General features: G+C 71.1%; 22 protein-coding genes. 15 read left to right on the forward strand and 7 right to left on the reverse strand.

Annotation, left to right across the window (positions count from 1 at the left end; translation table 11 throughout):
• Positions 1 to 30: 30 nt before the first annotated feature.
• The 3 genes from JOD65_RS09335 (at position 31) to ettA (ending at position 4046) form a co-directional block, all read left to right on the forward strand.
• Positions 31 to 1686: a GTPase gene (locus JOD65_RS09335; protein ID WP_191196461.1), complete on the forward strand. Its 1656-nt coding sequence runs from the start codon at positions 31 to 33 to the stop codon at positions 1684 to 1686.
• A gap of 161 nt (positions 1687 to 1847) precedes the next feature.
• Positions 1848 to 2297, forward strand: coding sequence for a single-stranded DNA-binding protein (locus JOD65_RS09340; protein WP_191196462.1), 450 nt, complete (start codon positions 1848 to 1850; stop codon positions 2295 to 2297).
• A gap of 66 nt (positions 2298 to 2363) precedes the next feature.
• Positions 2364 to 4046 (forward strand): energy-dependent translational throttle protein EttA, encoded by a 1683-nt coding sequence (gene ettA / locus JOD65_RS09345; protein ID WP_191196463.1) that lies wholly within the window; start codon positions 2364 to 2366, stop codon positions 4044 to 4046.
• Positions 4047 to 4187: 141 nt separating this feature from the next.
• On the opposite strand, the gene JOD65_RS09350 is transcribed toward ettA, so the two are convergent.
• From JOD65_RS09350 to JOD65_RS09360, 3 genes are all read right to left on the reverse strand, one after another.
• The gene (locus tag JOD65_RS09350; protein ID WP_191196464.1) at positions 4188 to 4682 is read right to left on the reverse strand and encodes a MarR family winged helix-turn-helix transcriptional regulator; all 495 of its coding nucleotides are present in this window, start codon (positions 4680 to 4682) and stop codon (positions 4188 to 4190) included.
• Between the two features lie 35 nt (positions 4683 to 4717).
• The gene (locus JOD65_RS09355) at positions 4718 to 5932 is read right to left on the reverse strand and encodes an acetyl-CoA C-acetyltransferase (RefSeq protein WP_191196465.1); all 1215 of its coding nucleotides are present in this window, start codon (positions 5930 to 5932) and stop codon (positions 4718 to 4720) included.
• Positions 5933 to 5994: 62 nt separating this feature from the next.
• The gene (locus JOD65_RS09360) at positions 5995 to 6591 is read right to left on the reverse strand and encodes a TetR/AcrR family transcriptional regulator (protein ID WP_191196466.1); all 597 of its coding nucleotides are present in this window, start codon (positions 6589 to 6591) and stop codon (positions 5995 to 5997) included.
• 137 nt (positions 6592 to 6728) lie between these two features.
• On the opposite strand from JOD65_RS09360, the gene JOD65_RS23220 reads away from it, so the two are divergent.
• Both JOD65_RS23220 and JOD65_RS23225 read left to right on the forward strand, forming a co-directional pair.
• Positions 6729 to 6911, forward strand: a complete 183-nt coding sequence (locus JOD65_RS23220; RefSeq protein WP_191196467.1) for a hypothetical protein — start codon at positions 6729 to 6731, stop codon at positions 6909 to 6911.
• 46 nt (positions 6912 to 6957) lie between these two features.
• On the forward strand, positions 6958 to 7818 hold the full coding sequence (locus JOD65_RS23225) for an acyl-CoA thioesterase (RefSeq protein ID WP_191196468.1): 861 nt from the start codon (positions 6958 to 6960) through the stop codon (positions 7816 to 7818).
• Here the strand turns inward: JOD65_RS23225 and JOD65_RS09370 are convergent.
• On the reverse strand, positions 7802 to 8179 hold the full coding sequence (locus JOD65_RS09370; protein ID WP_191196469.1) for a globin: 378 nt from the start codon (positions 8177 to 8179) through the stop codon (positions 7802 to 7804). The genes JOD65_RS23225 and JOD65_RS09370 overlap by 17 nt on opposite strands.
• A 31-nt stretch (positions 8180 to 8210) precedes the next feature.
• On the reverse strand, positions 8211 to 9332 hold the full coding sequence (locus tag JOD65_RS09375; RefSeq protein WP_224747950.1) for a mechanosensitive ion channel family protein: 1122 nt from the start codon (positions 9330 to 9332) through the stop codon (positions 8211 to 8213).
• A 31-nt stretch (positions 9333 to 9363) separates the two neighbouring features.
• Here JOD65_RS09375 and JOD65_RS09380 point away from each other — a divergent pair, with 31 nt between their 5' ends.
• On the forward strand, positions 9364 to 9753 hold the full coding sequence (locus JOD65_RS09380; RefSeq protein WP_191196470.1) for a hypothetical protein: 390 nt from the start codon (positions 9364 to 9366) through the stop codon (positions 9751 to 9753).
• Positions 9740 to 10123, forward strand: coding sequence for a DUF5130 family protein (locus JOD65_RS09385; RefSeq protein WP_191196471.1), 384 nt, complete (start codon positions 9740 to 9742; stop codon positions 10121 to 10123). Before JOD65_RS09380 ends, JOD65_RS09385 begins: the two co-directional genes overlap by 14 nt.
• A 5-nt stretch (positions 10124 to 10128) precedes the next feature.
• Here JOD65_RS09385 and JOD65_RS09390 read toward each other — a convergent pair whose 3' ends face one another.
• On the reverse strand, positions 10129 to 10722 hold the full coding sequence (locus JOD65_RS09390; RefSeq protein ID WP_307821050.1) for a transcriptional regulator: 594 nt from the start codon (positions 10720 to 10722) through the stop codon (positions 10129 to 10131).
• Positions 10723 to 10848: 126 nt separating this feature from the next.
• A complete protein-coding gene (gene pepN / locus JOD65_RS09395) occupies positions 10849 to 13404 on the reverse strand; it encodes an aminopeptidase N (RefSeq protein ID WP_191196472.1) in 2556 nt (851 codons plus the stop codon).
• 79 nt (positions 13405 to 13483) lie between these two features.
• On the opposite strand from pepN, the gene JOD65_RS09400 reads away from it, so the two are divergent.
• The 8 genes from JOD65_RS09400 (at position 13484) to JOD65_RS09435 (ending at position 20711) form a co-directional block, all read left to right on the forward strand.
• The gene (locus JOD65_RS09400) at positions 13484 to 14083 is read left to right on the forward strand and encodes a mycothiol-dependent nitroreductase Rv2466c family protein (protein WP_191196473.1); all 600 of its coding nucleotides are present in this window, start codon (positions 13484 to 13486) and stop codon (positions 14081 to 14083) included.
• A gap of 76 nt (positions 14084 to 14159) precedes the next feature.
• Positions 14160 to 15986 carry a methionine--tRNA ligase gene (gene metG, locus JOD65_RS09405; RefSeq protein ID WP_191196474.1) on the forward strand — a complete coding sequence of 609 codons (1827 nt, stop codon included), beginning with the start codon at positions 14160 to 14162 and terminating at the stop codon, positions 15984 to 15986.
• On the forward strand, positions 15983 to 16588 hold the full coding sequence (locus JOD65_RS09410) for an LURP-one-related family protein (protein ID WP_224747951.1): 606 nt from the start codon (positions 15983 to 15985) through the stop codon (positions 16586 to 16588). The genes metG and JOD65_RS09410 overlap by 4 nt, the downstream gene beginning before the upstream one ends.
• A 32-nt stretch (positions 16589 to 16620) precedes the next feature.
• Positions 16621 to 17262, forward strand: a complete 642-nt coding sequence (locus tag JOD65_RS09415; RefSeq protein ID WP_191196475.1) for an NADPH-dependent F420 reductase — start codon at positions 16621 to 16623, stop codon at positions 17260 to 17262.
• Positions 17262 to 18152, forward strand: a complete 891-nt coding sequence (locus JOD65_RS09420; protein ID WP_224748018.1) for an alpha/beta hydrolase — start codon at positions 17262 to 17264, stop codon at positions 18150 to 18152. The genes JOD65_RS09415 and JOD65_RS09420 overlap by 1 nt, the downstream gene beginning before the upstream one ends.
• Positions 18153 to 18218: 66 nt before the next feature.
• Positions 18219 to 18752, forward strand: a complete 534-nt coding sequence (locus JOD65_RS09425) for a ribose-5-phosphate isomerase (RefSeq protein ID WP_191196477.1) — start codon at positions 18219 to 18221, stop codon at positions 18750 to 18752.
• The gene (locus tag JOD65_RS09430; RefSeq protein ID WP_191196478.1) at positions 18745 to 19659 is read left to right on the forward strand and encodes an Fpg/Nei family DNA glycosylase; all 915 of its coding nucleotides are present in this window, start codon (positions 18745 to 18747) and stop codon (positions 19657 to 19659) included. Before JOD65_RS09425 ends, JOD65_RS09430 begins: the two co-directional genes overlap by 8 nt.
• On the forward strand, positions 19656 to 20711 hold the full coding sequence (locus JOD65_RS09435; RefSeq protein ID WP_191196479.1) for a PP2C family protein-serine/threonine phosphatase: 1056 nt from the start codon (positions 19656 to 19658) through the stop codon (positions 20709 to 20711). The genes JOD65_RS09430 and JOD65_RS09435 overlap by 4 nt, the downstream gene beginning before the upstream one ends.
• Positions 20712 to 20734 lie beyond the last annotated feature (23 nt).

Raw genomic sequence — 20734 nt, forward strand, 5'->3', positions numbered from 1 at the left:
ACAACAGCACCACTCGGACGGTGAGGACTCATGACGTCGTTGCTCGAAGGGGCCAAGAAGCTGGTCACCAGGAGCTCTGACACCGGCGCGCGCGTCGAGGGACTCGAGCGCGCCGCCGAGGCGGCGCGTGGTCGGGTCGACGACGCCGTCGTCGACGACGCCACCGCCGTGGCCGCCCGCGCCTCGAGCCGGCTCAAGCTGTCCGCCGAGCACACCGTGGTCGCGCTGGGCGGCGCCACCGGCTCCGGCAAGTCCTCCATGTTCAACGCGCTGAGCGGCCTCGAGCTGGCCGCGGTCGGCGTGCGCCGTCCCACGACGTCGTGGGCCACCGCTGTCGTGTGGGGCAAGCAGGGCGCCGAGGAGCTGCTGGAGTGGCTCGGCATCCCCGCGCGCCACCAGGTCACCCGCGACTCGATGCTGTCGAAGGCCGACGAGGACGTCGAGATGCGCGGCGTCGTGCTGCTCGACCTGCCCGACCACGACTCCACGGAGGTGTCCCACCACCTCGAGGTCGAGCGGCTCGTCAAGCTCGCCGACATGATGGTGTGGGTCCTCGACCCGCAGAAGTACGCCGACGCGGCCATCCACGACCGGTTCCTCAAGCCCCTCGCCGGGCACAAGGACGTGATGCTGGTCGTGCTCAACCACATCGACACGGTGCCCGAGGACCGTCGCGCCGGCATGGTCGACGACGTACGCCGCCTGCTCGAGGCCGACGGCCTGGGTGGGGTCCCGGTGCTGGCGGTCAGTGCCCGCCAGGGCTGGGGGGTCCAGGAGCTGCGGGCGTTGATCGCCAAGCGAGTGGCGGAGAAGAAGGTCACCCGGGCCCGGCTCGAGGCCGACGTGCGCTCGGCGGCCCAGCGCCTGGAGGCGGCGACCGGCACCGGCAAGGTGCCCACCCTGTCCAAGGAGCGCGTCGCCGCGCTCGACGATGCCTTCGCCGACGCGGCCGGTGTGCCGACGGTCGTCAAGGCCGTCTCCGACTCGACCCGGCTGCGCGCCAACCGCGCGACCGGCTGGCCCGTCACGGCGTGGTTCTCCCGGCTCAAGCCCGACCCGCTCAAGCGGCTCCACCTCGACCTCGGCGCCGCAGGCAAGGAGCTCACCGGTGCCGCGCGCACGTCCGTGCCGCAGGCGACCGGCGTGCAGCGCGCCCGCGTCGACACCGAGGTGCGCGCGCTGGCCGACCAGGTGGGGGAGGGCATGGCCCCGTCGTGGGCGGGCTCGGTCCGCGCGGCCTCGGTGTCCCGGCTGCCCGACCTCGGCGACCGCCTCGACCGCGCCGTCTCCGCGACCGACCTCGGTGCGACGAAGATCCCCGTGTGGGCCGGCCTCGTGCGCGTCCTGCAGTACGTCCTCATCATCGCCGCGCTCGTCGGTGCCGGCTGGCTCGCGCTCCTCGCCCTCGGCTCCTACGCGCGGCTGCCCGAGCCCCCGACGCCGGAGGTCGGCGCCTTCCCGCTGCCGACCCTGCTGCTGCTCGGCGGGATCGGCCTCGGTCTGCTCCTCGCCCTGGTCTGCCGTTGGCTGGTCGCGCTGACGGCCCGGTCGCGGGCACGGGCGGCCGACAAGCGGCTGCGCGACGCGATCTCCGAGGTGTCCGAGGAGATGGTCGTGAAGCCGATCGAGGCCGAGCTCGCCTCCTACGCCACGGTCCGCGAAGGACTCGCCACCGCCCTGCGCTGAGCCTGGTCTCGGCAGGTCGCTGGCCACCAGCCGTCCACAGGCGCCGCGGTCCGCGCGTCGTCCACAGGACGCCCGGTCGCCGGACCGGTCGTGTCGGTCGTCGCCCTGAGCCTTGGAGCAGCGCGGCAGGCCCGCTGCCGCGGACACCAGGAGGCACCTCGATGAACGACACCCAGATCACCCTGGCCGGCTGGATCGGCGGCGACGTCACGCTGCGCGAGCTCACCGACGGACGAGCCGTCGCCACCTTCCGGGTGGCCTGCACCCCGACGCGATACCGCGACGGCGAGTGGGTGAAGGGCACCACCTCGTGGCACACCGTCAAGGCGTGGAACCGTCTCGGCCGCCACGTCGCGACCTCGCTCGCCAGCGGCGACCCGGTCGTCGTGCACGGTCGGCTGGTGGCCGACGTCTGGGAGCGCGACGGCAAGCCGCAGACGTCCTTCGAGGTCGTCGCCACGGCGGTGGGCCACGACCTCTCGCACGGCACCACCGTGCTCACCCGGTCCAGAGCCGCGACGGAGCCCACCAGCCCGTCGGTGAGCACCCCGGTCGCCACACCCGTGGTCGACGATGCAGGTGTGCCGGAGGAGCCGGCCCGGGCGGCGTGAGCGGTCCCGTCGGGGCCGACGGGTGCGATTGTCGGCGCGGGGGCGCTTCCCCGTAGGCTCGCCCGCATGGCTGAGTACGTCTTCACACTGCGCAATGTGCGCAAGGCCCACGGTGACAAGGTCGTCCTCGACAACGTCACCCTCTCGTTCCTCCACGGCGCCAAGATCGGCGTCGTCGGACCCAACGGCACGGGCAAGTCCTCGCTGCTCAAGATCATGGCGCAGCTCGACCACGCCAACAACGGCGACGCGATCCTCGACCCCGACGCAACCGTCGGGATGCTGCAGCAGGAGCCGCCGCTGAGCGAGGGAAAGACCGTCCTGGAGAACGTCGAGGAGGCCGTCGGCGAGATCAAGGGCAAGATGAAGCGCCTCGAAGAGGCCTACATGGAGATGGGCGAGCCCGACGCCGACCAGGACGCCCTCATGGCCGAGACCGGCGACCTGCAGACCGAGCTCGACAACGCCAACGCGTGGGACATCGACAGCCGCCTCGACCAGGCCATGGACGCGCTGCGCTGCCCGCCGCCGGACGTCCTCGTCGACAACCTCTCCGGTGGTGAGCGTCGCCGCGTCGCGCTCTGCAAGCTGCTGCTCCAGCAGCCCGACCTGCTGCTCCTCGACGAGCCCACCAACCACCTCGACGCTGAGTCCGTCCAGTGGCTCGAGGGTCACCTCGCGTCCTACCCGGGCGCCGTCCTGGCCGTGACCCACGACCGCTACTTCCTCGACAACGTCGCCCAGTGGATCCTCGAGCTCGACCGCGGCAAGGCGCACCCCTACGAGGGCAACTACACGACCTACCTCGAGACCAAGAAGGACCGACTCAAGATCGAGGGCCAGAAGGACGCCAAGCGCGCCAAGGTCCTCGAGCGCGAGCTCGAGTGGGTGCGCTCCAACGCCAAGGCCCGCCAGACCAAGAGCAAGTCGCGTCTGGCGCGCTACGAGGAGATGGCGGCCGAGGCCGACCGGATGCGCAAGATCGACACCTCCGAGATCAACATCCCGGCCGGTCCGCGTCTCGGCGACGTCGTGCTGGAGGCCGACAAGCTCGGCAAGGGCTTCGAGGGCCGCACCCTCATGCACGACGTCTCGTTCAAGCTGCCGCGCGCCGGCATCGTCGGCGTCATCGGCCCCAACGGCGTCGGCAAGACCACGCTGTTCCGGATGATCACCGGCGAGGAGGAGCCCGACGAGGGCACGTTGAAGGTCGGCCAGACCGTCAAGATCTCCTACGTCGACCAGAGCCGCGGCGGCATCGACCCCAACAAGAACGTGTGGGAGGTCGTCTCGGACGGGCTCGACTTCATCAAGGTCGCCAACTTCGAGATGAACAGCCGCGCCTACGTCGCGTCGTTCGGCTTCAAGGGCCCCGACCAGCAGAAGAAGGCCGGCGTGCTGTCGGGTGGTGAGCGCAACCGCCTCAACCTCGCGCTGACCCTCAAGATGGGCGGCAACATGCTGCTCCTCGACGAGCCCACCAACGACCTCGACGTCGAGACGCTGTCCTCGCTCGAGGACGCGCTGCTCGACTTCCCCGGCTGTGCCGTGGTCACCTCGCACGACCGGTGGTTCCTCGACCGCGTGGCGACCCACATCCTCGCGTGGGAGGGCGACGCCGAGGACCCGGCCAACTGGTTCTGGTTCGAGGGCAACTACGCGGCCTACGAGGAGAACAAGATCGAGCGTCTCGGCATCGAGGCCGCGCGCCCGCACCGGGTCACGCACCGCCGCCTCACCCGCGACTGATGTGACGAGCAGCCGGCCGCGAGGAACGAGCGGCCGGCGTGGGCTCGGCCAGGTCGAGTGGGCCCGCGGCCGAGGGACGAGGGCGCGCCGGGCCTGTATCGAGACCGAGCAGCAGCCGGCCGGCGTGGGCTCGGCCAGGGCTCAGGAGGTGCGGATCTCCGACTCCGGGTGCCGGTTGACCAGGTGGTCGGACACCCGGTCGAAGACCCGGCCCACGGCGGCGAAGTCCTCGGCCGGCACGAGGTCGAGGATGTTGAGTCGTACGCTCTCGACGTGGCACGGAGCCGCGCGCACGAGGAGGTCGTAGCCCTTCTCGGTCATGGTCGCCACCACTCCGCGCCCGTCCTCGGGCGTCGTGCCGCGGGTGACGTAGCCGACCGCCTCCATGCGCGCGACGGTGTGGGTCACCCGGCTTCGCGAGTGCGCCATCGCGTCGGCGAGCTGGGCCATCCGCATCGCCCGGCCGGGTCGCTCGGACAGCCGGACGAGCACCTCGTACTCGGTCAACGACATGCTGAACTCACGCCGCAGGTCGTCGTCGAGGCGCTCCAGAAGGAGGGTCATCCCCATCATCAGGGCACGCCAGGAGTGTTGCTGGTCGTCGTCGAGCCATCGCGGCTCCCCCGTCCCGGTCATGGGGCAAGCCTAGTGCGAGTCGAGGCCGGAAAGGCTCAGGAGAGCCGCTCGAGGATCATCGCCATGCCCTGGCCGCCGCCGACGCACATGGTGATCAGGCCGGTGGACCTGTCGTGCCAGTCGAGGCTGTTGAGCATCGTGTTCTGCAGGCGGGCCCCGGTCATGCCGAAGGGGTGGCCGACCGCGATGGCGCCGCCGTTGACGTTGAGCCGGTCGAGGTCGATGCCGAGGTCCTGGTAGGACGGCACGACCTGGGCGGCGAAGGCCTCGTTGATCTCCACGAGGTCGATGTCGCCGATGCCCATGCCGGCATGCTTCAGCGCGTTCTTCGTCGCCTCGACCGGGCCGAGGCCCATGATCTCGGGGGAGAGGCCCGAGACGCCGGTGGACACGATCCGCGCCAGCGGGGTGAGGCCGAGCTCGGCCGCCTTGGTGTCGGACATGACGACGACCGCCGCCGCGCCGTCGTTGAGCGCGCAGCAGTTGCCGGCCGTGACGACGCCGTCGGGGCGGAACACCGGGTCGAGGCCGGCGATGGCGTCGTACGTCACTCCGGCGCGCGGGCCGTCGTCCTGGGTGACGACCGTGCCGTCGGGCGTCGTGACCGGGGTGATCTCGCGCTCCCAGAAGCCGTCGGCGATCGCCTTCTCGGCGAGGTTCTGCGAGCGGACGGCGAACTCGTCGAGCTCCTTGCGGTCGAGCCCGCGGAGCCGGGCGACGTTCTCCGCGGTCTGGCCCATAGCGACGTAGATGTCGGGCAGGTGGCCGTCCTCGCGCGGGTCGTGCCAGTCCTGGCCGCCCTTCGCGAGCTCCGCGGTGCGTGCGCCGGCGTCCGCGAAGAGCGGGTTGCGGGTGTCGGGGAGGTGGTCGGAGGTGCCCTTCGCGAAGCGGGAGACGGTCTCGACGCCGGCCGAGACGAAGATGTCGCCCTCACCGGCCTTGATCGCGTGGAACGCCATCCGCGTCGTCTGCACCGACGACGAGCAGTAACGGGTGACCGTCGCGCCGGGGACCTCGAGGCCGAGGAGGGTCGTCACCACGCGCGCCATGTTGTTGCCCGACTCCCCGCCCGGCAGCCCGCAGCCGAGCAGCAGGTCCTCGATCGCCGTGGGGTCGAGGTCGGGGACCTTGTCCAGCGCGGCCTGCACGGCGAGGACGGTGAGGTCGTCGGGACGGAAGTCCTTGAGCGAGCCCTTGTTGGCGCGGCCGATGGGGGTGCGCGCTGCGGAAACGATCACTGCCTCGGGCATGGGAGAACTCCGGTTACTCGGCGGTTGCACGGTCTCTCCGCACCCTAGTGCGGCACCGCGGATCAGGTCTGCGCAGGGTTGGGTCCGAGCCCCGACAGCAGCTGCTCGACGCTCGCGCTGACGAACGGACGACGACGCCGCTGGGGGAGCAGGAGCGACGCGAGCAGGACGCCGTCCAGCGACGCGACGAGCGTCTCAGCCGAGGCGCCCCCGTCCTCGTCCGCCGCCTCCATCACGCCGCGCACGGTCCGGACGAGGTCGTCGCGCCACTGGGTGAAGCGCTCGGCGAGGGCCGCGTCGCGGGTGGCGGCGACCGTCAGCTCGAGCCGGGCGGCCAGCAGGTCGGGCTCGCCGAGCCACCGCGAGAAGAGCCGGGAGACCTCCGCGACGGCGCGCTCGTGGTCGCCGGGGCACGACGCGAGCCGCGTTCCCAGTGCGGCCACGTCGGCGGCCAGCCGGTCCGCGACGACGTCCCCCAGGGCGCGGAGCAGGGCGTCGCGGGTGCGGAAGTAGGCCGACGAGCTCCCCTCGGACAGTCCCGCCTCGCGGTCGACCGCGCGATGGGTGAGCCCGCGGTTGCCCTGCTGCGCCAGCACCGTCGTCGCCGCCGCCAGGATCTGCCGGCGACGCGGCGACAGCTCCTCGCGCGCTGGGCTCACGGTGTCCTCCTCGGGCGCCGACCGGAGTCGGGGATCGGCGGTGACGCAGGACACTACCGGCCCGACTTGCGATCCTCGCCGCGCGGCGTATTCTTCTACATACGTAGAAGTTCTACACCTGTAGAAAGGAACCGATCATGCAGCTCATCGACCCCACCGCCGCCATCGCCCTCCTGGTCATCGTCGGCATCGCCGCCCTGGCCGCCGTCGCCCTGGCTGTGGTCGCCGTCCCCGCCACGCTCCGCGAGACCCGCAGCGACCGCAGGTCCCGCCGCGAGTCCATCCCCACCTACTACGGTCGCCTGCACTTCGCCCACTGATCGTCCACCGCCGCGTGCACGTCCCGACATCTGCGACCATCGTGGCGTGCGCCATCTCTACCGCTGTCCCCTCCGGTGGGCCGACCTCGACCTGCTCGGCCACGTCAACAACGTCACCTACGTCGACTACCTCCAGGAGGCGCGGGTGGACATGTTCCGCACCCACGCCCCCGACAGTCGTGCGGAGGACCTGGCCGAGGGCGTCGTGGTGGTCCGGCACGAGGTGACCTACGTGTCCTCGCTGACGTTCGGCTTCGAACCGGTCTCGATCGAGTGCTGGGTCACCGAGATCCGCGCCGCGAGCTTCACGATGGCCTACGAGGTCTTCGAGGAGGACGAGTCGGGGGAGCGCACCGTGTTCCTCCGGGCGCGCACGGTGCTCACCCCGTACGTCTTCGCCACCGAGCGGCCGCGTCGGCTCCACGCCGAGGAGCGTGAGTCGCTCGGCCGCCTGCTCGAGCCCGACGAGCCGGTGCGACCGCCGGCCGCGCCCCAGGTCGTCGACGTGCCGGGCGGGCACTACCCGGTGCACGTCCGCTTCAGCGACGTGGACGTCTACGGGCACGTGAACAACGTGAAGTACTTCGAGTACTTCCAGGAGGCGCGCATCCAGCTCATGGTCGCAAGCGGCCGCGAGCTCGGTCAGGGCTTCCACCTCGTCGTCGCGCAGACCGACGTCGACTACCGGCGCCCGATCCTCTTCCGCGCCGAGCCCTACGACTGCTCGACCTGGGTCTCGCACATCGGCAGCACGTCCGTCGTGTTCGAGTCCGTCGTCCGCGACGGCGACGACGTGCTGGCCCGCGCGAAGGTGGTCGGCGTGTGCATCGACAGCGCGACCGGACGCCCGGCACCCGTGCCCGAGGAGTTCCGCGACATGGTCGGGGCCGTCACTCCATCGAGTTGACCATGAACTGGGCCGCGTGCGTCACGTAGTCCCAGAACCTGGCGTCCTGCTCCTCGGTGAGGCCGGCCTCGTCGAGCCCGGCCCGGAAGTGCACCAGCCATCGCTGCGCGGCGTCGGGCGTCACGCTGAACGGGGCGTGGCGCATCCGCAGCCGCGGGTGGCCCCGCGTGTCGCCGTACGTCGTCGGGCCGCCCCAGTACTGCATCAGGAACAGCGTGAACCGCTCCTCGGCGGGCCCGAGGTCCGCCTCGGGGTACATCGGGCGCAGCAGCTCGTCGTCGGCGACGCCGGCGTAGAAGCGGTGGACGATCGTGCGGATCGTCTCCTCGCCGCCGATCTCCTCGTAGAACGTGGTCGTCACGCCACCATCCTCCCGTGCCGCCCCAGCGGGCTCAGGCCGGGGTCTCGCCGGTGGGGGCGACCTCGGCCTCGGTCTGCGCCGGACCCCGGGCGGGCGGCTGCTCGTCCTCGTCGGTGAGCGAGGGGTGGGGGCGCTCCTGCTCGCGGATCCACAGCACGCGCTGGGCGAACGGGACCTCGATGCCCTCGAGGTCGAAGCGCGCCTTGATCCGCTGCCGCATCTCGCGGGCGACCGCCCACTGCTCGAGGGGGGCGGTCTTGAGCGCGACGCGCACGAGCACGCCGTCGGGGCCGAGCTCCTGCACGCCCCACACGGAGGGCTCCTCGATGACGCGGCCCTTGAAGTCCTCGTCGTCCCAGAGGTCGTGCGCGACGTCGGCCAGCACGCGCTGCACGTGGGCGAGGTCCTCGGCGTAGGTGACGCCCACGTCGAGGACCGTGCGGGCCCAGTTCTGGCTCATGTTGCCGACGCGGAGGATCTCGCCGTTGCGGACGTACCAGACGGTGCCGTTGACGTCGCGCAGCCGTGTGACGCGCAGGCTGACGGCCTCGACCGTGCCGGAGGCCTCGCCGAGGTCGACCTCGTCGCCGACGCCGTACTGGTCCTCGAAGATCATGAAGATGCCGGAGAGGAAGTCCTTGACCAGCGCCTGCGAGCCGAAGCCGATGGCCACGCCGATGATCCCGGCGCTGGCGATGAGGGGGGCGATGTCGTAGCCGAGCTCGGCGATGAACATGAGGGTGACGACGGTGAGCACCACGCCGGTGACGATGCTCTTCAGCAGCGATCCCATCGTGGCCGCACGCTGGGCCCGTCGCGTGTAGCCGGGGTCCTCGTTCAGGTTGAGGGCCGCGCCCATCCGGCCGCCCGAGATGGCACGGCTGACGCGGTTGGGCAGCATCCCGTGCTCGGCCCTCCGGACGATGCGGTCGATGAGCCGGTGGAGAAGCCACCGGACCACGAGTCCGATCAGGACCAGTCCCAGGAGGGCGGACGGCTTGCCGACGATCCAGTCGGCGGCCGTCGCGAGGGTGGAGTCGCCCGTCTGCTCCCACGTCAGGTTGCAGAGGTCCTCGCCGGTGTCGCAGGGGTTGGTCTCGCTCCCGGAGACCTCGGTCATGGCAATGAACGGGGTGGTGAGGGGGTGAGGCATGCCCGCCAGTATGGGCGATACCCTGTTGCCCGTGACCACGCACGTCAGGCCTTCCAGCTCGCCCCGCAGCACGCGCGCCCGCCGGACGGGCCGTGTCTCGGCCCTGGCCGCCGGCGCCGTCCTCGTCCTGCTCTCCGCGCCGGCCCACGCCGACGTCCCGGAAGGTTGGGGAGGCCAGACCCAGCCCTTCGAGCTCGACCCGTTGCACGCCCTCGGGCTGTATCTGGGGCTCCCTCTGCTGCTGTTCGCGCTGATCGCGGTGGCGGTCTACCTGCCCTCGATGGTCCGCGGCGAAAAGCTCCTGCCGGACTACTCGGCCGGCGAGCCGCAGTGGATCGGTGGCCCCCGCCAGGGCGTCGCCGAGCTCCCGGCGCCCGACGGCCAGGACTCCAGGGCGGGTGGCGCAAGTGGCCGCTGGTGACGCGCTGACCGAGGCCGACCGGCTGGCCCTCGACAAGACGATCCGTCTCGCCGAGCAGACCTGCCGCTTCGAGTTCTCCGTCTACGTCGGGCCCGTCGAGGGCGACGACACCCGTGCCTGGGCGACCCGGCTCCACAACCGCCTGGTGGTCCCTGCCCGGAGCGTGCTGGTGCTCGTCGACCCGCGTCGCCGCGTCATCGAGGTCGTCACCGGCGGCGACGTACGCCGCCACCTGAGCGACGCCGAGGTCGAGCTGGCCGTCCTGGAGATGACGTCGGAGTTCACCGCCGGCAACATGCTGGTCGGTCTCCAGCGCGGCATCGCCATGCTCGCCGAGCACGCCAGGCCGCAGACGACCCTCCACGCCTGAGGGGCTCAGCGCCCGTCGCCGCGCTCGAGGCCGAGGGTGGCGAGCAGGTCCTCGTGGAGCTGGATCCAGACGAGGTGGCACGAGTCCACCTCCACGCCGTCCACCCACTGGCGCTGGCCGGCGACGACCCGCGCCATCGCCGCGTCGTACCTCCTCGCGTACCCCGTGAAACGCGGAAGGACGCGCACGAGGTCGTCCTCCAGCCCACCGAGCCGACGCCCCACCGACCGCAGTGACGCGATCACCCGGTCGTCCCAGCGGAAGTCGGTGTGGTCGTTGGCGGCGAACGAGTTGCCGCCGATCGGTCGCAGCTGCCACCGGGTGACCGTGTCCTGGAAGCGGGCGTTGAGCGGCACGAAGCGCTCGTGCACCTGCACCACCGTCTCGCGGGCTCCGGTGGCCGCGAGCTCGTCGGCGAGCAGACGTTCGTCCGCCGCCCTGCCCCGGTCGGTCAGGGACCACCCGGCGGTGCCCGCGAACTCGCTCGTCGTCACCCAACCATCGGCCCGGAAGTCCTCGAGCAGGCTCGAGGTGTCGTCGCGGTCGAGCCCGAAGCGCGCCGCTACGCGAGGCGTGTCCGCGAATCCCAGCAGTCGCACGGCATGCAGGGTCAGCGCGGCGGCTCGTGACGCCTCATCCGGCACGTGGGTGTCCTCCCGCGAGATGCGCGGAGGCCTGAGGTCACACCGTGACCTCAGGCCTCCGCCTTGCTGGGGATACGACGATCAGCGGGCGTCGTACTGCTGGGCTGCCAGCGCCCGGGCGATCTCGGCACGCGCCTCGCCGACGTAGCGCTGCGCCTGCTTGGGCGCCGAGCTGTCCGCGAGCCACTCGTCGAGGCGGCCGAGGGTGGCCTCGGACCCCAGCGGTTTGGGGAAGCCGTACTCGAGGATCGTCGACGCCTTGTGGAAGCCCAGCGTGTCGACGAGCGTCTCCGACGCGGCCAGGAACTTCTCGAGGTAGGGCGCGAGCACGTCCTCCTGGCCGAAGCGGAAGATCGAGAACGCGATCTCGCGCGACGTCTCGTTGGGGGTCGACGGGTCGATGAGCGCGTCCCACGCGGCGGCCTTGGCCTCCGCGGTCGGCTGCGCGGCGCGGGCCGCGGCGGCCTGCTCCTTGCCCGAGATGGTCTTGTCGACCTCGAGCTCGGCGTCGATCTCGGCGTCGCCGAAGCGCCCCTGCTTGGCGAGCGCCGTGATGAGCGCCCAGCGCATGTCCTGGTCGACGGCCAGCCCGTCGACCGCGAACGACCCGTCGAGCAGGCCGATGAGGTCGCCGACCGCGGCGTCGCTGTGGGCGGCGCCGGCGTACGAGCGGGCGAAGGTGAGCTGGTGGTCACTGCCCGGCTGGGCGGCGAGCAGCAGCTCACGCAGGCCCTTCTCCCACGTCGCCTTCAGCTCGGGACGGTGCGCGGGGTCGGAGTAGAAGTTGATCGCCAGCGCGGTGGACGCCGGGATCCGGGTCACCGCCCACGCGTCGGTCTCCAGCCCGATGTTTGCAAGGACCAGGTCGGCCCAGTCGCGGGTGCGCATCTCGCCGTCGCGGGTCATGTCCCACGCGGCACCCCACACGAGGGCGCGCGGGAGCGAGTCCTCGAAGGTGGACAGCGACGCGATGGCGGTCGCCAGCGACCGCTCGTCGAGGCGGATCTTGGCGTAGGCGTGGTCCTCGTCGTTGAGCAGGAGCAGCGCCGGCTGCTTCACCCCGACGAGCTCCGGCACCTCGGTGCTGGCGCCCTCGACGTCGATCTCGACGTAGTCGCGACGCACCAGGCGGCCGTCGACCTCGTCGTAGAGGCCGATGCCGAGCCGGTGCCGGCGAAGCGTCGGCCAGTCCTCGTGTGCCGTCTGGCTCACCGCGAACGCCGTGTAGGCGCCGTCGGCGTCGAGCTCGAAGGACGGGGCGAGCGTGTTGACGCCCGCGGTCTGCAGCCACTCCTGGGCCCAGCCCTGCAGCTCGCGGCCCGAGGACTTCTCCAGGGTGGCGAGCAGGTCCTTGAACTCCGGGTTGCCGTACTCCCACTCCTTGAAGTAGCTGCGCAGGCCCTCCAGGAAGGGCTCGATGCCGACCCATGCGACGAGCTGCTTGAGCACCGAGGCGCCCTTGGCGTAGGTGATCATGTCGAAGTTGACCTCGACCGCGTGCAGGTCGACGTTGTCGGCCGCGATCGGGTGCGTCGAGGGCAGCTGGTCGGCGCGGTAGCCGGTCTGCTTGCGGGCGTTGGCGAAGCCGGTCCACGCGTCGTCGAACTCGGTGGCGTTGGCCTCGCACCAGTAGCAGGCCCACTCGGCGAACGACTCGTTGAGCCAGAGGTCGTCCCACCACTTCATGGTCACGAGGTCGCCGAACCACATGTGGGCCATCTCGTGGGTGATGACCGAGGCGCGGAACTCGAAGAACGAGCGCGGCTGGCGGCTGCGGGGGAGGTACTCGTCGCGCAGCGTCACGCAACCGGCGTTCTCCATCGCGCCGGCGTTGTACTCGGGGACGTAGAGCTGGTCGTACTTCCCGAACGGGTAGGGGTAGTCGAACTGCTCCTCGAACCACTCGAAGCTCTGCTTGGTGAGCTTGACGAGCTCCGCCGTGTCCATGTGCTCCTTGAGCGACTGGCGGCAGTAGTGGCCGAGCGGGATGGTGCCGAACTTGCCCTCGTAGGTGTCGAACTCGCCGTGGTACTCGCCGGCCACGATCGCGGTGATGTAGGTCGACATCCGCTTGGTGGTGGGGAAGCGCCAGGTCGACGCGCCGCTCTGCCCGTCCTGGGCGGGCTCGGGCGTCGCGGCGTTGGAGACCACGACCCAGTGCGACGGTGCGGTGACGTTGAAGGTGAAGACGGCCTTCAGGTCGGGCTGCTCGAAGGTGGTGAAGACGCGGCGGGCGTCGGGCACCTCGAACTGGCTGTAGAGGTAGACCTTGTCGTCGGCCGGGTCGACGAAGCGGTGCAGGCCCTCACCGGTGTTGGAGTAGGCGCAGTCCGCGGTCACGACGAGCGTGTTGGTCTCCTCGAGGCCGTCGAGCGCGATCCGGCTGTCGGCGTACGCCGTCGCGGGGTCGAGGCTGCGCCCGTTGAGGGTGATCTCGCGGACGGTGGGAGCGACCAGGTCGGCGAAGGTGCCGGCCCCGGGCTCGCGGCAGGTGAACTCGAGCGTGGTGGTCGAGACGAAGGTGGTCGCCTCGGGCTGGGTGGCTGACGTCAGGTCCAGGTCGACGGTGTACGCCGTGACGTCCAGGAGGGCGGCGCGGGTGGCGGCCTCGTCCCGGGTGAGGTTGGTTCCAGGCATGCGGGCATCCTGCCACCGGGGTGTGGTGGCGCCCACATCGGTGGGGAATAGGTGGCCGGGGTGAGGAATTGTTGTTGACATGGCTACCGCTGACCTCTGGTTCGACCCGCTCTGCCCGTTCGCCTGGATCACCTCGCGCTGGATCCGCGAGGTCGAGCAGGTCCGTGACATCGACGTGCAGTGGCACGTGATGTCGCTGGCCTACCTCAACAAGGACAAGGACATCCCCGACGGCTACCGCGAGATGCTGCAGGGCACCGAGAAGCCCGTCCGCGTCGCGATCAAGATCGCCGAGGACTACGACAACAGGACGCTCGGTGACTGGTACACCGCCATCGGCACCCGGCGCCACAACAACGGCGAGGAGCTCTCGAAGGAGACCGTCGCCGCGTCGCTGGCCGACGTCGGCCTCCCGGCCGACCTGATCGAGGCCTGGGACGACGCGTCGCTCGACGACGCCGTCGCCAAGAGCCACCACGAGGGCATGGACCCCGTCGGTGACGACGTCGGCACCCCGACCATCCACATCAACGGCTCCGCGTTCTTCGGCCCCGTCCTCTCCAAGATCCCGCGCGGCGAGGAGGCCGGTGAGCTGTGGGACGGCGCGGTCGCCGTCGCGAAGTTCCCCTACTTCTACGAGCTCAAGCGCTCCCGCACCGGCGACCTCGACTTCAGCTGACCCACCCGGTCACCCGACCTGATCACGGACGCCACCCGGGGAAACCGGGTGGCGTCCGGTCACTAGGCTTGCGCCCATGACCCATGTCCTGTCTGCCGTCGCCTGGCCGTACACCAACGGCCCGCGCCACATCGGCCACGTCGCCGGTTTCGGCGTGCCCTCCGACGTGTTCAGCCGGTTCATGCGGATGGCGGGCCACGACGTCCTCATGGTCAGCGGCACCGACGAGCACGGCACCCCGATCCTGGTGCTGGCCGACAACGAGGGCGTGCCCGCCCGCGAGCTGGTCGACAAGTACAACCAGGTGATCGTCGACGACCTCTGCGGGCTCGGGCTGTCGTACGACCTCTTCACCCGCACCACCACCGGCAACCACTACGCGGTGGTGCAGGAGATGTTCGAGACCTGCCGCCGCAACGGCTACATGGTCGAGGAGACGACGAAGACCGCGATCAGCCCCTCGACCGGCCGCACCCTGCCCGACCGCTACATCGAGGGCACCTGCCCGATCTGCGGCTACAAGGAGGCGCGGGGCGACCAGTGCGACAACTGCGGCAACCAGCTCGACTCGACCGACCTGATCGACCCGCGGTCGAAGATCAACGGCGAGACCCCGGAGTTCAGGGACACCCAGCACTGGTTCCTCGACCTGCCGGCGCTCGCCGAGGCGCTGGGGGAGTGGCTCGACCAGCGCGAGGCGACCGGCCTGTGGCGGCCCAACGTCATCAAGTTCAGCCAGAACATCCTCAAGGAGATCCGGCCGCGGGCGATGACCCGCGACATCGACTGGGGCATCCCCGTCCCGGGCTGGGAGGACCAGCCGACCAAGCGGCTCTACGTCTGGTTCGACGCCGTCATCGGCTACCTGTCCGCCTCCATCGAGTGGGCGCGACGCCTGGCCGAGAAGGAGGGGACGAGCCCGGACAAGTGGCGCGAGTGGTGGAACGACGCTGACGCCGAGGCCTACTACTTCATGGGCAAGGACAACATCGTCTTCCACTCCCAGATCTGGCCGGCCGAGCTGCTGGCCTACAACGGGAAGGGCGACAAGGGCGGTGAGCCCGGCCCCTACGGCACCCTCAACCTGCCGACCGAGGTGGTCTCCAGCGAGTTCCTGACCTTCGGCGACTCGCAGTTCTCCACCAGCCGGGGCAACGTCATCTACGTGGGTGACTTCCTCGCCCGCTACGGCCCCGACGCGCTGCGCTACTACATCTGCGCCGCCGGCCCGGAGACCTCCGACGCCGCCTTCACGTGGGCCGACTTCGTCACCCGCAACAACTCCGAGCTCGTCGCGGGCTGGGGCAACCTGGTCAACCGCACCGCCACGATGATCGCGAAGAACTTCGGCGAGATCCCGGCCGCCGGTCCGCTCGAGGAGGTCGACGAGCAGGTGCTCGCGACCGTCCGCGACGGCTTCACGACCGTCGGCGAGCTGGTGGAGAAGCACCGGCTCCGGGCCGCGATCGCCGAGGCGATGCGGGTGGTCGGCGAGGTGAACAAGTACCTCACGGTCACCGAGCCCTACAAGATGAAGGACGACTCGCAGCGCGAGCGCCTCGGCACCGTCCTGCACGTGGCAGCGCAGTGCGTGAGCGATTGCAACACGCTGCTGTCGCCGTTCCTGCCGCACGCGGCCAACAAGGTGCACGCGGTGCTCGGCGGCGAGGGCGAGCTCATGCCGATGCCGCGCATCGAGCAGGTCGACGAGCTCGAGCCCGACAACGGCGCCGGGCACACGTCGTACTCCGTCATCACCGGCGAGTACACCTCGACCCCCGCGTGGGCGTCGCGCCCGGTCGTGGTCGGTGCGAAGGTCGACAAGCCGACGCCGGTCTTCACCAAGCTCGATCCGTCGGTCGTCGAGGAGGAGCTGGCCCGTGCGGCCGGTGAGCCGGCATGACCGCGCCCGACCAACCCCCGCGCATGCCCGAGCACGCCGCCGAGATGCACCTGCCCCACTTCGTGGTGAAGCAGAAGCTCACCATGATGATCAACCGCTACGAGGTGTCGGAGTCCGACGAGTCCGGCAACCCCACCCGGCTGATGGCGCTGGCCGAGCAGAAGCGGATGGCGTTCAAGGAGCAGGTCACCTTCTACTCCGACGCGGGCAGGTCCCGCCCGGTGTTCGGCTTCAAGGCTCGGAAGAAGCTCGACCTCAACGCGGGGTACGACATCACGGACGAGTCCGGCGCCCAGATCGGCTTCTTCAAGAAGGACTTCGGCGCCTCGCTGCTGCGCTCCACCTTCCACGTCGAGGGGGCCGGCTTCACGGGCACGGGCCAGGAGCGCAACCAGGTCGTCGGCCTGATGCGCCGCTTCACCGATCTCGACTTCATGCCGATCCACTTCGACTTCGTCGACGCCGGCGGCGCTCCTCTCTTCTCGGTCGAGCGCAAGATGTCCCTCGGTGACCGCTACCGGGTCGCCGTTCCAGACCAGCGGGTCGACTTCCGGGTCGCCGCCGCCGTCGCGGTCGCGCTCGACGCGCTGATGGCCCGGTAGGCCACGTCGTTCCAGGACCCCAGGAGGTCATCATGCAGGTCGCAGTCCTCGGCACCGGTTCGGTCGGTCGCGCGATCGCCCCACGACTGGCCGAGCTCGGGCACGCCGTACGCCTCGGGACCCGCGACCCCACGGCCACCCGGGCCCGCGACGGCTGGACGGAGCTGCCGAGCGTCGCGCTCGTCACCTTCGCCGAGGCCACCGCGGGTGCGGACCTCGTCGTGCACGCCGGCAACGGGTTGGCCGCCCTCGACCTGCTGGGGCAGGCCGGCGACCTCGCCGGCACCGTGCTGCTCGACATCTCCAACCCGCTCGACTTCTCCGCCGGGTTCCCGCCCACCCTGGCCGTGAAGGACACCGACTCCCTGGCCGAACAGCTGCAGCGGGCGTTCCCCGACACCCGCGTGGTCAAGTCGCTCAACACCCTGACCGCCGAGCTGATGGTCCATCCCGACCGGCTGCCCGAGCCGACGACCGTGTTCGTCAGCGGTGACGACGCCGACGCCAAGCGGCTGGTGACAGGCCTGCTCACCGAGCTCGGGCACCGCGACGTGATCGACCTCGGCGGGATCGAGACCGCGCGCGGCACGGAGATGTGGCTGCCCCTGTGGCTGCGGCTGATGGGCGCCCTCGGGACTGCGGAGTTCAACCTCAAGGTGGTGCGACCGACGTGATGTACCCCGAGGTCCGTGCCGCGGTCGCGGCCGATGCCGGTGGCGTGCTCGGCGCGCCCGGCTTCGACCTCGCCGCGCATCGCGAGGAGACCCGGCTCGCCAACCTGCGCCTGCCACGCGAGGACGTCGCGTCCGTGGAGGACGTCGACGCGGACGGGGTGCGGTGCCGGCTCTACGTGCCCGCCGACCCCGTGCCCGGCGTCGTCGTGCACGCGCACGGCGGCGGGTTCGTGCTCAACGACATCGACGTCCACGACGGCATCGCCCGGCGCATGGCCAACCGGGGCCGCCGCGCGGTGCTGAGCGTGGACTACCGCAGACCGCCCGAGAACCCGTTCCCCGCCGCCCCCGACGACCTCGACACGGTCATCGGCTGGCTGCGCCGCGAGGGCCCGCCCGGGCCGTACGCCGCCCACGGCGACTCGGCCGGCGCCAACCTCGCGCTGGTCGCCGCCCTGCGCAACCCCGGCTTCTTCAACGCGGTCGCGCTGGTCTACCCCTTCCTCGACCCGCGCACCGGCTACCCGTCGTGGCGGCAGGGGGAGGAGTCGGGCTTCGACCCGGCCGAGGCGACCTGGTACTGGGAGCAGTACGCCCGCACGGAGGCCGACTACGACGACCCCGACCTCGCGCCGCTGCTCTCGGACCGGCTCCACACCCTGCCGCCCACCTTCGTCGCCACCGCGGAGGCCGACCCGCTGCGCGACGAGGGGGAGGAGCTCGCCCGGCGGATCGCGGAGGCGGGCGTCGAGGTCGTCGGCATCCGCTGCCTGGGCCAGACCCACGGCTTCTGGCGGCACGCGACGTTCACCGCCTCCGAACCGCTGGTGCGCCAGGTGGCCGGCTGGCTCGACCAGCACCTCGAGCGCGTCGGGTCCGACCCGACGTAGTCGGGGCGGAACTGGCGTGCGAAGCCCCGCAGCCGCTTGCGGCAAGGGCATTGAGAGGATGTGCCCATGCGCGTACACCTGGGCTCCGACCACGCCGGCCTCGAGCTGAAGGACCACCTCCTGACGTGGCTGGTCGACCACGGCTACGAGGCCGTCGACCACGGACCGTTCGTCTACGACGCCCTCGACGACTACCCCTGCTTCTGCCTCCGGGCGGCCGAGGGAGTGGCCGCCGACCGCACCGAGGGCCTCGACAGCCTCGGGGTGGTGATCGGCGGCTCCGGCAACGGGGAGCAGATCGCGGCCAACAAGGTCGAGGGCATCCGGTGCGCGCTCGCCTGGTCGGAGGAGACCGCGGCGCTGGCCCGCGAGCACAACGACGCCAACGTCGTCTCCGTCGGCGGGCGGATGCACCCGGTGGACGACATGACCCGCTTCGTCGAGGTCTTCCTCTCCACGGACTTCTCCGGCGACGAGCGCCACGTGCGTCGCATCGGCCAGCTCTCCACCTACGACGAGTCGGGAGAGCTGCCGCCGCTGCCGGAGTCCGCCCTCCGCGGCCCCGACACCGACGCGTCCCGCGACCGCACGGATGCCTGAGGGCCACACCCTTCGCAAGCTGGCCGACGACCTCACCGCGGCCTTCGCGGGCCGCAGGGTCCGGGTGTCGTCGCCGCAGGGCCGCTTCGCCGCCGACGCCGAGCAGCTCGACCGGTCACGGGTCATCGGCGCCGACTCCGCCGGCAAGCACCTCTTCCTCGAGCACGAGGGCGAGCGCTTCGTGCACGTCCACCTCGGCCTGATCGGCCAGTTCGACGTCCACACGGGGATCGAGGACGGCACGGCCGGAGTGCCCGAGCCGGTCGGCGCGGTGCGGCTGCGGATGGTCACGCTCGACGACCCGACGGACCCGCGCCCGACGGCGTATGCCGACCTGCGCGGCGCCATCATCTGTGACCTGGTCGGCGCCGCTCGACGCGCCGAGGTCCTCGGCCGCCTCGGGCCCGACCCGCTGCGACCCGACGCCGACCCCGACCTGGCCTGGCGGCGCATCTCGGCGAGCCCGCGTGCCATCGGCGACCTGTTGATGGACCAGAAGGTCCTCGCCGGTGTCGGCAACGTCTACCGCGCCGAGGTGCTCTTCCGGCACCGCATCCACCCCCTGCGTCCCGGTGACACGCTGCGCAGCGGCCAGTGGCGGGCGATGTGGGCCGACCTCGTCGAGCTCATGGCCGAGGGCGTACGCACCGGCCGGATCGACACCGTGCGCCCCGAGCACACGCCCGAGGCGATGGGTCGAGCGCCCCGCAAGGACGACCACGGTGGCGAGGTCTACGTCTACCGGCGTACGTCGCTGCCGTGCCTGGTGTGCGGCACGACGGTGCGAACGGGGGAGCTGGCGGGACGCAACTCGTTCTGGTGCCCCAAATGTCAGCCGAAGTTCCGGTCGCGGGCCCTACGATCTCCCACCAAGGGGACTGGGAGAGCAGGAGGGGCTCGAGCATGAGTTCTCCATCGCTCCGCGCAGCCGCGAGCCGAGTGGTGCCGCGGGGGTCACGCACCCTGGTGCTGCTGGTCGTCGCGACCCTGCTGATCGGCCTCGCCATCTGGCTGTTCCCCCACGACTTCCCCCTGGTGAGCCTGCTGGTGCCGATGGTGCTCTCGAGCCTGGTGCTCGGTCCGCGGCAGCTGCCGTGGTTCGTGCTGTTCGTGCTCCTCGTCCTGGCCCTGGTCGTGCCGAGCCAGGACCCCATCACCCTGCGGATCGCGCTCACCGTCGTCATCATCTTCGGCCTCGGGTTCGTGGTGCTGCTGTCGTCCTTCCGCCGGTCGCGCCTCGGGGTGGCCGGCATCCAGGGCGAGATGATGTTCGTCGACCTGCGCGACCGGATCCTGCGACAGGGCGGGATCCCCGACCTGCCTGCCGAGTGGTACGCCGCCAGCGAGCTGAGGTCGGCCGGGGGGACCCCGTTCGCGGGCGACTTCGTCGTCGCCTCGCGCGTCGAGGGGCGTCTCGAGGTGGCGGTCGTCGACGTCTCCGGCAAGGGACAGGGCGCCGGCACCCGGGCCCTGCTGCTGTGCGGGGCCCTGGGCGGGCTGCTGAGCGCGCTGCCGCCCAGCGAGTTCCTCGACGGTGCCAACCAGTTCCTGCTCCAGCAGGACTGGGACGAGGGGTTCGCCACCGCGATCCACCTCTCGCTCGACCTCACCACCGGCCACTACGACATCCGCAGCGCCGGCCACCCGCCTGCTGCCCTGCGCCACGCCGGGTCGGGCCGGTGGGAGGTGCTCGAGTCGGAGGGACCCGTCCTGGGCCTCATCGACGGAGCCACCTTCCCCGCCGCCTCGGGAGAGATCCGCCGTGGCGACGCGCTCCTGCTCTACACCGACGGCATGGTCGAGACCCGCACCCGTGACATCGCCCTCGGCATCGACCGGATGCTCGGGCAGGCCGAGCACCTGCTGCGCGGTGAGTTCGAGGGCGGCGCCACCCGGCTCGTCGAGGCGCTCGGCTCTCGCAACGACGACCGCGCGCTGCTCCTGGTGCACCGGCGCTGAGCCGGGTTGGAGCGCACGCTCGC

It is taken from the genome of Nocardioides cavernae (assembly GCF_016907475.1).
GTDB lineage: Bacteria > Actinomycetota > Actinomycetes > Propionibacteriales > Nocardioidaceae > Nocardioides > Nocardioides cavernae.

Coding starts and splice junctions, on each gene's coding strand:
- JOD65_RS09335 (WP_191196461.1), top strand. CDS start 31: ATGACGTCGTTGCTCGAAGGGGCCAAGAAGCTGGTCACCAGGAGCTCT.
- JOD65_RS09340 (WP_191196462.1), top strand. CDS start 1,848: ATGAACGACACCCAGATCACCCTGGCCGGCTGGATCGGCGGCGACGTC.
- ettA (WP_191196463.1), top strand. CDS start 2,364: ATGGCTGAGTACGTCTTCACACTGCGCAATGTGCGCAAGGCCCACGGT.
- JOD65_RS09350 (WP_191196464.1), bottom strand. CDS start 4,682: ATGACCGGGACGGGGGAGCCGCGATGGCTCGACGACGACCAGCAACAC.
- JOD65_RS09355 (WP_191196465.1), bottom strand. CDS start 5,932: ATGCCCGAGGCAGTGATCGTTTCCGCAGCGCGCACCCCCATCGGCCGC.
- JOD65_RS23220 (WP_191196467.1), top strand. CDS start 6,729: ATGCAGCTCATCGACCCCACCGCCGCCATCGCCCTCCTGGTCATCGTC.
- JOD65_RS09375 (WP_224747950.1), bottom strand. CDS start 9,332: ATGCCTCACCCCCTCACCACCCCGTTCATTGCCATGACCGAGGTCTCC.
- pepN (WP_191196472.1), bottom strand. CDS start 13,404: ATGCCTGGAACCAACCTCACCCGGGACGAGGCCGCCACCCGCGCCGCC.
- JOD65_RS09400 (WP_191196473.1), top strand. CDS start 13,484: ATGGCTACCGCTGACCTCTGGTTCGACCCGCTCTGCCCGTTCGCCTGG.
- metG (WP_191196474.1), top strand. CDS start 14,160: ATGACCCATGTCCTGTCTGCCGTCGCCTGGCCGTACACCAACGGCCCG.
- JOD65_RS09410 (WP_224747951.1), top strand. CDS start 15,983: ATGACCGCGCCCGACCAACCCCCGCGCATGCCCGAGCACGCCGCCGAG.
- JOD65_RS09415 (WP_191196475.1), top strand. CDS start 16,621: ATGCAGGTCGCAGTCCTCGGCACCGGTTCGGTCGGTCGCGCGATCGCC.
- JOD65_RS09420 (WP_224748018.1), top strand. CDS start 17,262: ATGTACCCCGAGGTCCGTGCCGCGGTCGCGGCCGATGCCGGTGGCGTG.
- JOD65_RS09425 (WP_191196477.1), top strand. CDS start 18,219: ATGCGCGTACACCTGGGCTCCGACCACGCCGGCCTCGAGCTGAAGGAC.
- JOD65_RS09430 (WP_191196478.1), top strand. CDS start 18,745: ATGCCTGAGGGCCACACCCTTCGCAAGCTGGCCGACGACCTCACCGCG.
- JOD65_RS09435 (WP_191196479.1), top strand. CDS start 19,656: ATGAGTTCTCCATCGCTCCGCGCAGCCGCGAGCCGAGTGGTGCCGCGG.